Annotated in this window: 7 protein-coding genes; 4 read left to right on the top strand and 3 right to left on the bottom strand. The window is 72.8% G+C overall.

The features are described 5' to 3' along the window. Positions 1-27 precede the first annotated feature (27 nt). On the top strand, positions 28-540 hold the full coding sequence (locus WME79_RS00035; RefSeq protein ID WP_437530661.1) for a Fur family transcriptional regulator: 513 nt from the start codon (positions 28-30) through the stop codon (positions 538-540). Between the two features lie 43 nt (positions 541-583). Here WME79_RS00035 and WME79_RS00030 read toward each other — a convergent pair whose 3' ends face one another. Both WME79_RS00030 and WME79_RS00025 read right to left on the bottom strand, forming a co-directional pair. Continuing rightward, entirely contained in the window at positions 584-3,025 is a 2,442-nt protein-coding gene (locus WME79_RS00030) for an HAD family hydrolase (RefSeq protein WP_437530659.1), read from the bottom strand. A 1-nt stretch (position 3,026) separates the two neighbouring features. After that, a complete protein-coding gene (locus tag WME79_RS00025) occupies positions 3,027-4,289 on the bottom strand; it encodes an aspartate aminotransferase family protein (protein WP_437530656.1) in 1,263 nt (420 codons plus the stop codon). A gap of 272 nt (positions 4,290-4,561) precedes the next feature. Here WME79_RS00025 and grpE point away from each other — a divergent pair, with 272 nt between their 5' ends. The 3 genes from grpE (at position 4,562) to WME79_RS00010 (ending at position 11,234) form a co-directional block, all read left to right on the top strand. After that, complete coding sequence (grpE, locus tag WME79_RS00020) at positions 4,562-5,146, top strand: nucleotide exchange factor GrpE (protein WP_437530653.1); 585 nt, start codon at positions 4,562-4,564, stop codon at positions 5,144-5,146. 187 nt (positions 5,147-5,333) lie between these two features. After that, complete coding sequence (gene dnaK, locus WME79_RS00015; protein ID WP_437530650.1) at positions 5,334-7,196, top strand: molecular chaperone DnaK; 1,863 nt, start codon at positions 5,334-5,336, stop codon at positions 7,194-7,196. Positions 7,197-7,316: 120 nt separating this feature from the next. Continuing rightward, entirely contained in the window at positions 7,317-11,234 is a 3,918-nt protein-coding gene (locus WME79_RS00010) for a serine/threonine-protein kinase (protein WP_437530647.1), read from the top strand. A 128-nt stretch (positions 11,235-11,362) separates the two neighbouring features. Here the strand turns inward: WME79_RS00010 and dnaA are convergent, their stop codons facing one another. Next, positions 11,363-12,778, bottom strand: coding sequence for a chromosomal replication initiator protein DnaA (gene dnaA, locus WME79_RS00005; protein WP_437530644.1), 1,416 nt, complete (start codon positions 12,776-12,778; stop codon positions 11,363-11,365).

Here is a 12,778-nt window from a genome sequence, read left to right as displayed (position 1 = left end):
GTTCGCCGCGAACGGGATAAACTTGCCATGGCCGTCATGGAGAGAGAGGGGAGCAGCGCCAGCCACGTCGACAAAGTTGCCCTCGACCGGCTACGCGCTCGCCTCCAGGCGTACATGGCGAAGAAGGGGCTGAGATCGACGGCGCAGCGCCGGCTGATCGTCGACACGTTCTTCTCCGGCGCCCCGCACATGACCATCGAGGATCTGCTCGCGGAGGTCCGCGCGCACGATCGAGGCATCGGGTACGCGACGGTGTACCGCACGCTCAAGCTGCTCGCGGAGTGCGGCGTGGCCTCCGAGCGCCGGTTCGGAGACGGCCTTAGCCGCTACGAGCTGGCGGACGACGCCAGCACGCACCACGACCACCTGATCTGCGTCAACTGCGGGAAGATCATCGAGTTCGAGGAGCCGCGGATCGAGGCGCTCCAGGAAGAGATCGCCGCGAAGTACGGCTTCGAGGTGACCTGGCACAAGCACGAGATGTACGGCGTCTGCGCGGACTGCCGCGACGCCAAGGACACCACGCCCGACGTCTCGTAGCCCGCCCCGGCGCGGCGAGGAGCCCGGCGCCCGCGCCCGGCGCTCAGCTCTTCGCGTCGAGCGCGCGGGCGTGGACGACGGCCATGACGCCGCCGAGCAGCGAGGCGATGGGCGCGTAGGCGGGCGGGAGCACGAACGCGGCGATGACCGCAGCGCCGACGAGCGCCGGCGCGACGCTGAGCGCGAGCCCGACGCGCGCCTCGAGGCGCGTGCGGTGCGCGAGCGCGAGGGAGAGCGCAGCGTCGCGGACGTCGTCCGACGCGAGGACCGTGGAGAAGTCGGCGGGCGCTGAGCCGGCGGCGCCGAGCGCCACGGAGACGTCCGCGGCGCCGAGCGCGGCGTCGTCGACGCCCGCGTGGCCGAGGACGGCGACGCTCGTGCCCGCGTCGATCAGGCGACGCACCTCCGTGCCGCGATCCGCGGGGAGGATCTCGGGGCGGATGTGATCGATGTCGAGCGAGCGGCCGATCGCCTCGCACGTCTCACGCGCGTCGCCCGACATCAGCACGGGCTCGATCTGCGCGTCGAGCAGGTGCTGGATGGCGGCCCGCGCCCCGGGGCGCAGGCCGTCCTGCAGGCCGATGATGCCGACGAGGCGAGCGCCGACCGCGACGAGGACCACCGTGCGCCCCAGCGCCTCGAGCTCGGCGACGCGGCTCTCGGCCGCGGCGATCGAGATCCGCTGCTCGAGCATGAGCGCGCGGTTGCCGACGCAGAGCTCCTCGCCGGACGAGGTGACTGCCGTCACGCCGAGGCCGGGGTGGAAGTTGGGGTTGCGCACGCCGTCGGGCCGCAAGCCGCGGGCGCGCGCGGCGCGGACGATCGCCGTCGCGACCGGATGCTCCTCGGTGCGCTCCGCCCCGGCCGCGAGCGCGAGCACGTCGCTCGGCTTGAGCTTCTGGCCTGTCGCCTCCAGCTCCGCGAGCTCGGGCTCGCCGAGCAGCAGCGTGCCGCGGGCGCAGAACACGGCGACCGAGGTCTTCCCTGCGCGATCCCAGGCGTCGGCGCTCTTGTAGACGATGCCCCGGCGGAGCCCGAGCAAGATGCCCCGCGCGACGTGCACCGAGGCGATGGATGCCGTGATCGCCGTGGACAGCGCGGCGAGCACGGCGGCCGCGGTCATCGCGATCTCGACCGGAGCGCGCCCGGCGACGAAGGCCGAGAGCGCGCCGATCGCCGCGGCGCCGATCGCCCAGCGCTCGGTCAGGGCGCGGGAGGCCTGCGCGATGGGCGCGAGGGCGTCCGCGCGGCGGCGGCCGTCGAGCAGGACACGCGCGACCGCGCGATCGCCGCCGGAGAAGGTGCACGCGCCGACGAGACGACCCCGGACCACGGTGGCCCCGGCGACGACCGGGTCGCCGTCGCGGCGGCGGGTCGGCGTGGTCGCGCCGATCCAGGGGAGCACCTCGACATCGCCGCCCGTGACGACGAGGTCGACGGGGACGACCTCCCCCGCGTCGACCTGGACGCTCTCGCCCGGTCGCAGCTCGTAGAGCTCATCCCCAGCGCCCTCGAGCGGACCGCCGTCGCTGCCGCGCTGAGAGACGCGGTCGGCAGGCGCCGAGCCCTGCGCCCACGCGCCAGGCGGCCGGCGCGCCGGCGTCGAGAGCACGGATCCGATCCACGCCCGCTCCGCGAACACGCGATGTCGGGCGCTCTCGATGAGCCACGCGCTGATCGCGCTGGCGGTGGCGATCACGCCGGCGAGCGACGCGGCCTCGGCCGCGAGGGCGCGGTCCTGACCGAAGAGGGCCCAGACGGCGGCCACGAGCCCGCCCAGGACAGGCGCGAGCATCGGCGCCGGGTGCGGATCGGTGGCGTCGCGCGCTGTCGTGGCGGCGCGGCCAAGGAGCATCCCGGCGCTCACCGTGGCGAGCACGATGCGCGCGCCGATGACGAGCTTCGCGTCCCCGGCGAGGGTGAGCGCGACGGCCAGCGTCCCCGCGATGATCGCGAGCACGAGCAGGAGCGCGCCGATGTCCCGCGCCTCGACCGCGTCGTAGCGCTGCGGCTCCTCGCTCAGGATGGTGTTCCCGATGGGCTCGAGCAGCGCGCGATCGTCATCGAGGACGGGCAGGTCCGGGAGCCTCTCGTCGAGCGACACGGGCGGGAACGCGTCGACGATCGGCGCGTCGAGATCCGCGACGCGCGCCGCGCCCTCGTCGGCGCTCGCCCGCGCGGGCTCCGCGCGCGGGGTGGTGGAGGCGTGGTGCGCGCCGGCGCCGGGCGGCGCGCCCGACGGGAGTCCCCGGGAAGAAACGCCGGCGAAGGGCGCGCCCGACGCCGCGAGGCCAGCAGGCCGGCCGTCGCCCGGCGAAGGCGGCGCTTCACCGAGGAAGGCGTGGCGGCACCGCGCGTTGCAGAAGTAATGGAACCGCTGATCGAAGATCGCCACCTGCCCCGCGCGCAGCGGATCGATCAGCTTGCTGCAGCCCGAGCACGGGACGGGTGCGACGGCGGGACCCGCGGCGCGCGAGGCGACCACCTCAACCTGCAGCCGGCGTCTCGGCGAGCGCGGCCTCGACCTCGGCCAGCGCCTCGTCGATCTGCGCCTCGCTGACGATCAGGGGCGGCGTGAACCGGAGCACGCTGTTGCCGGCGATCGTGAGCAGCACGCCCCGATCGCGCGCGCGGCCGAGGGCGGCGCGCGCGTCGACGGTCGGCGCGAGGATGAGCCCGCGGAGCAACCCGCGCCCGCGCTCGCCGAGGCACACGCCCGGCAGCCGCGCGGCGATCGCGGCGAGGCCGCGGCCGAGCCGCTCGCCGCGCTTCAGGGCGGCCTCGCACAGCTTCTCTTCCTCGATGACCGCGAGCACCGTGCGCGCCGTGGCGGAGGCGAGCGCGTTGCCGCCGTAGGTCGAGCCGTGCGAGCCCGGGGGCAGCGCGCCGTTGAGCCGCTCCCGCAGCACCAGCGCGCCGACCGGGAACCCACCGCCGAGCCCCTTCGCGAGCGCCGCGGCGTCGCCCTGGACGCCGTCATACGCCGCGCCGAGCCAGTGCCCCGTGCGCCCGATGCCGGTCTGCACCTCGTCGATGAGCAGCAGCGCGCCGTGCTCATCGGTGATGCGCCGCAGCTCGGCGAGGAACCCGGCCGGAGCCGGCAGCACGCCTCCCTCCCCTTGCACCGGCTCCACGAGGATCCCGGCGACGTCCGGGCCCATGGCGGCGCGCACCGCCGCCACGTCCCCGTAAGGCACGTGCGTGACGCCGTTGAGCGACGGGCCGAAGCCCTCGCGGTACTTCGGCGTCCCCGTCAGGGCGACCGCGCCGAGGGTGCGGCCGTGAAACGCGTTGTCGAACGCGATGATCCGGTAGCGCCCCTCCTCGCCCCGGTTGAAGAAATGGCGGCGCGCGAGCTTGAGCATCGCCTCGTTCGCCTCCGCGCCTGAGTTGCAGAAGAAGGCGCGGTCGAAGCCGGTCTTCGCGCAGAGCTCCTCGGCGAGGCGGAGGTTCTCCGCGTTGAAGAAATAGTTGGAGACGTGCATCAGGCGACCGGCCTGCTCGGAGATGGTCGCCACGAGCCGCGGGTGAGCGTGCCCGAGCGAAGCCACGGCCACCCCGGCGCACATGTCAAGGTACCGGCGCCCCTCCGTATCGAAGAGCTCGCATCCCCTGCCGCGGTCGAGGACGAACGGCGGCTGGCGGTAGTTGCCGAGGAGGTGCTTCTGCGCCGCGAGGAGCGGCGCGCTGGCGGGCGTCGAGGCGTTCGCCGGAGGGGGTTCGGCGGCGGGGCTTGTGGCGATGCTCATGGGGGGCGATCTAACGCCGGGCGGGGGGTCGGAGCAAACGGTCGATGCAGCGCCCACAGCGGATCGTGGAGACCCGGGCAATCCGTGCACCCGGAGCGCACCCGGAGCGCACCCGGAGCGCGTCCGGAGCGCCCGCGCGCCGACCCCCGCGGGCGTCCTGGGCCGGCCCGGCGGCGAGCGCCGGCGCGCTCGGACGCCGGCGCTCGCCGCCGGACCGACCATGGACCTGGCGATTGCCAGCGGATCGCGGCTGGTTATAGTGCCGCCGTCCTATGAGCGATACGGAACAAAATGGGTCGAACCAGAACACGGGGGAGACGGCGGAGGCGCAGGCGGAGCGCGCAGAGCCCGCGGAGCAGCAGGCCCCCACCCCCGAAGACAAGCTAGGCGAGGTGCAGGCCGAGGCCGCGCGGATGCGCGAGCAGCTGCTGCGCACCGCCGCGGATTTCGACAACTTCCGTAAGCGCTCGCGGCGCGAGGTCGAAGAGGCGCAACGCCGCGGCCGCGAGGCGATCCTGAAGGATCTGCTCCCGGTCTTCGACAACCTCGAGCGCGCCGCCAGCCACGCCGAGAGCGCGCCGGACGTGAAGTCGGTCGCCGAGGGCGTCCGGATCGTGACGAAGCAGTTCGTCGACACGCTGGAGCGCATGGGCATCAAGCGCATCGCCGCGGTCGGCAAGCCCTTCGATCCCAGCGTGCACGAGGCCATCCAGCAGCTCGACTCGACCGAGCACCCCGCCGGCGTCGTGATCGCGGAGGTCCAGCCGGGGTACATGCTGGGCGATTACCTGATCCGCGCGGCCATGGTCGTCGTCTCGAAGGGCTCGCCCGTCGAGCCGGCGCCCGCAGCGAACTGAGCCTCCGCGCGGCGTCGCGCCGGCTCCTTCGGCGCACACCCCCGGCGCGGTGCGCATCATGGCGGTGATCCTGTCCGGGATCTGCCGTGCCCCGCTACCTCGCCGCACGATCTCCCCAAATATCGCGGGCGCCCAGGTCGTCTCCCCACCCGGCGAGCATCCAGGCCTGTAGTATCTTTCGCCGCATATGGGGAAGGTGATCGGCATCGATCTCGGGACGACGAACTCGTGCGTGGCTGTCGTCGAAGGGGCAGGCGTCGCCTCGGCCAACGATGTTCGGGTGATCCCGAACGCCGAGGGCGCGCGCACCACGCCTTCCGTGGTCGGCTTTCCCGCGAGCGGTGAGCGCCTCGTCGGGCAGGTCGCGCGCCGCCAGGCGGTCACGAACCCGCAGAACACCATCTATGCGGTGAAGCGGCTGATGGGCCGCAAGTTCACCGCGCCCGAGGTCAGCAAGCAGATCAGCCTCGCCCCCTACAAGATCGTCGAGGCGCCGAACAGCGACGCGTGGGTCGAGGTCAAGGGGCGCAACTACTCACCGCCCGAGATCTCCGCGGTGATCCTCAGCCAGATGAAGCAGGTCGCCGAGCGGTTCCTCGGCGAGCCCGTGACGGAAGCGGTGGTCACCGTCCCCGCCTACTTCGACGACGCGCAGCGGCAGGCGACGAAGGACGCAGGGCGGATCGCCGGGCTGGACGTGCGCCGGATCATCAACGAGCCGACCGCCGCGGCGCTCGCCTACGGCCTCGACAAGGTGAAGGCCGAGACGATCGCGGTCTACGATCTCGGCGGAGGCACGTTCGATATCTCGATCCTCGAGATCGCGAACGGGGTCTTCAGCGTCAAGGCGACCGGCGGCGACACGCACCTCGGCGGCGAGGACTTCGACCAGCGGATCATCGACCTGCTCGCCGATGAGTTCGAGGGGAAGAACCGCATCGATCTGCGCCGGGACCGCATGGCGCTGCAGCGGCTCAAGGAGGCGGCCGAGAAGGCGAAGCACGAGCTCTCGTCGTCGCTCGAGACCGAGATCAACATCCCCTTCATCGCCGTCGGCCCGGGCGGCGGGCCGCTCCACCTCGAGCGGACGATGCGGCGCAACGAGCTCGAGATGCTCTGCGAGGGCCTCATCCGGCGGACCATCGACGTCTCTCGCGCGACGCTCGGGGACGCCAAGCTCCCCGTCTCCGCCGTCAACACGGTGGTGCTCGTCGGCGGCATGACCCGGATGCCCGCCGTGCAGGCGGCGGTGCGCGAGTTCTTCGGCCGGGAGCCGAACAAGGGCGTGAACCCCGACGAGGTCGTCGCGGTCGGGGCCGCGCTGCAGGGCGCCGCGCTCTCCGGACAGGTGGACGAGGTGCTGCTCCTCGACGTGACGCCGCTGTCGCTCGGCGTCGAGACCGGCGGCGGCGTGAGCTTCAAGCTCATCCCGCGGAACACGACCATCCCCACCGAGCGGAGCGAGATCTTCACGACGAGCGTCGACAACCAGAGCTTCGTCCCCGTGCACGTGCTCCAGGGCGAGCGCGAGATGGCCGCGGACTGCCGGAGCCTCGCCCGCTTCGAGCTCACCGGCATCCCTCCCGCGCCGCGCGGGCTGCCCAAGATCCAGGTCACCTTCCGCATCGACGAGAACGGGATCGTCCGCGTCGAGGCGCGGGATCTCGGGACGGGGCGGGTGCAGGAGATCCGGGTGACCCCCACGAGCGGCCTCACGCCGGACGAGGTCGAGCGGCTCGTCTCGGAGGGCGAGCGGTTCAAGGAGACCGACGCGCTCCGGCGCGATCTCGCCGAGCTCCGCAACCAGGCCGAGACCCTCGTCTACACGACCGAGCAGGCCCTCGAAGGCTACGGCGATCTGCTCGACGCCGAGCTCCTCGGCGAGGTCCACGCCGAGTGCGCGGCGCTGCGGAAGCTGCTCGAAGCCGGCGGCGACCTCGACGCGCTCCGGGACGCGTATGCGCGTCTCGAGGGGGCGGCGTTCCGGATCGCGGAGTCGATGTATGGAGGGGACGATGACGCCGGCGCAAACAAGGCCGTCGAGACATGACGCTCGGCTAGGCGACGCGGCCGGGGCGTCGGCGCCGGCTCGCGCGCCGATCGCAGGCCGTCCCCTCCGGAGCGCCGCGCGCGCTCCAGGCGCGAGGCTGCGTGGCGCGCAGGCGGGGCGATGCTGAACGAGACCTTCGGGCGGTATCGCTTGCTCGAGCGCCTGGGCGAAGGCGGCATGGCCGAGGTCTTCAAGGCGAAGAGCTTCGGCGTCGAGGGGTTCGAGAAGGTCCTCGTCATCAAGCGCATCCTCCCCAAGCTGGCCGAGCAGGGGCGCTTCGTGGACATGTTCGTGCACGAGGCCAAGCTCGCCGTGCGCCTCTCGCACGCGAACATCGTGCAGGTGTTCGACCTCGGCCGCGTCGATCATCCGAACGGCGATCCGACCAGCTACTTCATCGCGATGGAGTACGTCCCCGGGCTCGACCTGGCGACGCTCCTCGCCCGCTGCCGGAGGGCGAAGAGGCCGATCCCCCTCGCCATGGCCGTCTTCATGACGGCCGAGATCGCGAAGGCGCTCGATCACGCGCACCGGCGGCGCGACGAGCAGTCGCGCCCCCTCGGCATCGTCCACCGCGACATCTCTCCGCAGAACATCCTGCTCTCCTGGGAGGGCGAGGTGAAGGTCACCGACTTCGGCATCGCGAAGGCGACGCAATCGATGACCGACGAGGAGGTCGGCGAGAACCGCGCAGGGAGGATCCGCGGGAAGCTCGCCTACATGAGCCCCGAGCAGTCGCGCGCCGGCGCGATCGACGGCAGGAGCGATCTCTTCTCGCTCGGCACGGTGCTCTACGAGATGCTCGCCGGATCGAACCCGTTCGCGGCGCCGACGGCGTTCGAGATCATGCGGCGGCTGCAGGCGAGCGAGTATCCGCCGCTCGCGCTCGTGCGCCCCGACGTGCCGCGGTCGCTCGTCGACGTCGTGAGCACGATGCTCGCGAAGAACCCCGAGGATCGGTTCCCCGACGCCGGGCGGCTGCACGAGGCGCTCCTCGGCTTCTTCTACGCGACGGCCGAGCGGTTCGGGGCGAACGACCTCGCCGAGTTCCTGGAGCCGTTCCACGAGGAGAAGAGCGCCGAGATCCAGGCGGGCGCCGTGCTCCAGGAGGAGCCGAACGGGGCCAACGAGCGCACGCCCGTCGAGGTGCCGCACACGACGAGCACGCGCAGCCGCTCGGCGTCGGGGCTCCTCCAGCTGCTCGAGAAGGCCGACAGCGGCCCGGCCGCGCGCGGGCTCGGCGAGCGGCGCGAGGTCACGGCGCTCGTGCTCATCTTCACGGGATCCGAGGACGACGCGGCGAGGCGCATGGCGCGCGCCCGCGATGTGCTGGCGCGCTACGGCGCGCTGCTGCTCGAGCAGGAGGCGTCGCAGCTCGTCGCCATCTTCGGGCTCGGCGACGCCGACGGCCGCGACACGGAGGCCGCGGTGCGCGCCGCCCTCGTGATCCTGCGCTCGCGCGGCGGTGGCGCCGCGGTCTCCGCCGGCATCCACCTCGCCCGCATCCTTGTCGACAGCGCCGGCGCCCCGATCCGCGACGAGCGGCTCACCTCGCTCATCGCCTCCGCCCAGGCGCTCGCCCGCGCGACCGAGTCCCAGGTCGCCGTGTCGAACCTGACAGGGCGCGTCCTCCGCAACGCGTTCACGACCGAGGAACTGCCCGGCGCGGGCCGGACAGCGCCCGAGGGGGGGCGCGTTGTCACCTCCGCGCAGCCCCCGGACGGCGCGTACGGCCGCTTCGTCGGCCGCCGCGACGAGCTCAAGCAGCTCGGCGACATCCTGGCCGCCGCCACGAGGAAGCGCGCGCAGATCGTCGTCATCCAGGGGGAGCGCGGCATCGGCAAGACGCGGCTGCTCGCCGAGATGGAGCGGCGGCTCTCGAAGGGCGACTACAACGTCGGTGTCTACGTCGCCTCGTGCCCGCACAACGGCGCCGACGTCCCGTGGAGCGGCCTCACCGCCATGCTCCAGGTGCTCTGCGGCATCCAGGAGGGCGACGACGAGGAGCACATCCGCGCGGTGCTGCCGCGGCTGCGGGCGCTCGGCCTGCGCGAGGACGAGTCCGCGGCCGTGCTCGGTCAGCTCGGCGCGGCGCTCGCCGAGAAGCGGGCGCCGCAGGGGACGACCGCGATCCTGCGCACGGCGTTCCCGCGCATGGTGCAGAGCCTCTGCGAGGATCGCCTCCACTGCTTCGCGTGGGACGACGCGCAGGCGATGGACCAGCTCACCGCCGAGACCCTGCTCGCCACCGCGGGCCGCGCCGGCGGGCTCCGCGCCGTGCTGATGCTGGCGACGCGCAGCGACCCGCCGCCGCTGCTCGAGGCGCACCCTCACTTCTACCGGCTCAAGGTCGGGGAGCTCTCGGACAGCGACAGCGCGCGCCTCATGTCGGCGCGCATCGGCGCGAACTTCCTGCCGCCCGACGTGGTCGCCTTCTGCCGCGAGCGCGCCGGCGGCCACCCGCTCTTCCTCGAGGAGCTCATCAAGGAGCTGAGCGACTCCGGCGCGCTCAGCGTCGTCAGCGGCGTCGTGAAGGCGCGGCTCGACGGCGCGTCGGCGGTGCCGCGCTCGCTGCGCACGCTCATCGCGACCCGGGTGCGGCGGCTCGACCCGAGCGACCGCGCCGTGCTCCAGGCGGCGGCCATCCTCGGCGATCCGGTGCCGACCGAGGTCCTCGCGGCGCTCCTCCAGCAGAAGCTCCCGGCGGTGAACCGCGCGATCTCCGGGCTCGCGACCCGCGATCTGCTGCGGCTCAAGGGCCCCGCGCAGGCGAGCTTCGCGTCGCCCATGCACGGGGAGATCGTCCTCGACGCGATCCCGCCGGAGCTCCGCCGGGAGCTGCACGCCGCGGCCGCGGCGGCGTACGTCGCGGTCGTCGGCGAGGACGGCGCCGAGCACGCCGAGCGCATCGGGCAGCACTTCTACCAGGCCGGCGATCGCGACCGCGCCGCCACGTTCTACGCGCGCGCGGCGCTCCACAAGATCCGCGCGAGCCAGCTCGATCCTGCGCTCCGGCTCATCTTCCAGGCGCTCGATCTCGGCGACCACGCCCACCGCTCGCCGGCGGAGCTCTCCGCGTGGCTCGGCGCGCTCGCGGACGTCGTCGTGCGCGTGCGCTCCGCGCCCGACCTCGTCGACGTCGCCGCCCGCACGCTGAGGCGCATCGACGAGGCCGGCACGCCGGAGCAGAAGCTCTCGGCGCGCGTCGACCTGGCGCGCGCCCTCGGCGCGGTGGATCTCTTCGCGGACGCGTACGCGAGGCTCGAGGAGGCCTACGCCCTCGCCGGCGATCGGGAGGACCTCCGCCGCAAGGCGCTCGCGTGCGAGACGGAGATCGGCGTCCGGACGGGCGATTTCGCGCGCGCGGAGCGCGCCATCGAGCAGCTCGAGGCGACGGGCGCGATCGACGATCCGAGGCTCTTGCTCGCGATCTCCCAGACGCGCGCGGCGACGGGCGACATCGCGGCGGCGCTCCGCGCCCTCGATCGGGCGGAGGCGCTCGGCGATCCGGGCGACCTCGCGGCTGCGAGTGAGCGCGAGAAGCAGCGCGTCCTCGTGCACGTGTTCCTGCGCGACTTCGACGCGGCGGTGAAGAGCTCCGCCCGCGCCGTCGACCTCGCCCGGTCCGCGGGCCTGCGCTTCGAGACCGCCGCCGCGCTGCACAACCTCGGCGACGCGAGCCGGCGGCTCGGCGATCTGCCGCGCGCCTACGCGTCGCTCACCGAGTCGAAGGAGCTCGCCGAGGAGAGCGGCCACGAGCGCCTCGCCTCCATCAACCGCGCGCACCTCGCCTACCTGGACGGGCTGAGCGGCGCGGCCGGCGCCGGCGAGCTCCTGCGCGAGCTCGCGCGCTACGCCGACGCGCGCGCCTACCGCACCGACGCCCTCGAGAGCCGGTACCTGCTCGGCGCGCTCCTGAAGCAGCGGGGCCTGGTCAAGGAGGCGCGGCGCGAGCTCGCTGAGGTGCTCGATCTCGCGTCCGCGTACGGCAACAAGCTCGTCGCGGACGACGCGCGCTCCGCGCTGTCCGAGCTCTGACCTCTCGCGCTCGTCGCTCGTCGCGCGGCGATCCACGCGACGAGCGGCCCGCTAGCGGACAGCGGGCCCGGTAGCCGGCAGGTCGCTCTCGTGCCGTGCGCGCGCCTTCCGCGTCGCGCGCGCGCGACTCACTCGTCGGCGAGCTTCTTCTCGAGCGCCTCGAGGTGGGCGCGGACCTGCGGATCCGAGTCGCGCTGCGCCTCGATCTTGCGGACGGCGCTCATCACCGTCGTGTGATCGCGGTTGCCGAAGGCCCGCCCGATCTCCGGGAAGCTGCACTTCAGCCGCTGCTTGCAGAGATACATCGCGACGTGGCGCGCGAAGGCCACGCTCTTGTGGCGGTCCTTCGAGGTGAGGTCGATCGAGCGCAGGTGGAAGTGGTGGCACACGGCGCGCTGGATGTCCTCGACGCTCATCATCTGCGCGCGTGGCGGCGACGTGGCCGTGATCTCGGCGCGCGCGAACGGGAGGTCGACGGGGCGGCCCGTGAGCGAGCTCTTGGCCGCCAGCCGGATCAGCGTCCCCTCGAGCTCGCGGACGTTGGAGCGGACCATCTGCGCGAGGTAGAGCGCCACGTCGTCCGTGAGCGCGATGCCCTCGAGCGCCGCCTTGTTCCGCACGATCGCGACGCGCGTCTCGAGCTCCGGCACCTGGATGTCGGCGACGAGCCCCCAGGAGAACCGCGAGACGAGCCGCTCTTCCATGCGCTCGAGGTTCTGGGGGTACTTGTCGCTCGTCACCACGATCTGCCGGTCGAGCGTGTGGAGCGCGTTGAAGGTGTGGAAGAACTCCTCCTGCGTCTGCTCGCGTCCGGCCAGGAACTGGATGTCGTCGACGAGCAGCACGTCGCAGCTCGACCTGTACCGCGTGCGGAACTCGTCCATCCGGTGGTGCTGGATGGCCGTGATGAAGTCGTTCGTGAACTTCTCGGCCGAGACGTAGATGATCCGCGCGTCCGGCCTGCCCTCGTAGACGCGGTGCGCGATCGCGTGCATGAGGTGGGTCTTGCCAAGCCCCGTGCCGCCGCAGATGAAGAGCGGGTTGTAACGGCGCCCCCCGCCGCCCGCGGCCGCGATCGCGGCCGCGTGCGCCAGCTGGTTGGAGGGGCCCACGACGAAGCTCGCGAAGGTGTGCTTCGGGTTGAGGTCGTCCGGCATCGACGGGACGCGCCGGAGCGCCGGCTCGGGGCGGGGCGCCGGCGCCGGCGCCGCGCTGGTCGGACGCACCACGAGCGCCCGCGGGCGCACCGGGGTGAGCTCCACGCGCTGCGCAATGGGCGCGTCGAGGTTCTGATCCACCGTCCACGCGACCTGGACCGACCAGCCGGTGAGCTCTCGGATCTTGTCCGTGAGCGCTGGCAGGAAATTGTCCCTGACCCACTCGAGGACGAACTCGTTCTGGACACGCAGCGTCAGGACGCCGTCGGTCAGATCATCGAACTGAACTCCCCCGAACCACTGATCGAAAGTGGCCGGGGAAAGCGCCCGCGTATGCTCGATCGCCCGATCGAAGACCTCGCGCGGCTCGTGTTTCGGAATCGTCAT

This window comes from Sorangium sp. So ce726, from assembly GCF_051521405.1.
Taxonomy (GTDB): Bacteria; Myxococcota_A; Polyangia; order Polyangiales; family Polyangiaceae; genus Sorangium.
The sequence above is the reverse complement of the archived record's forward strand: the minus strand, read 5'-3'. Positions and strand labels throughout refer to the sequence as shown.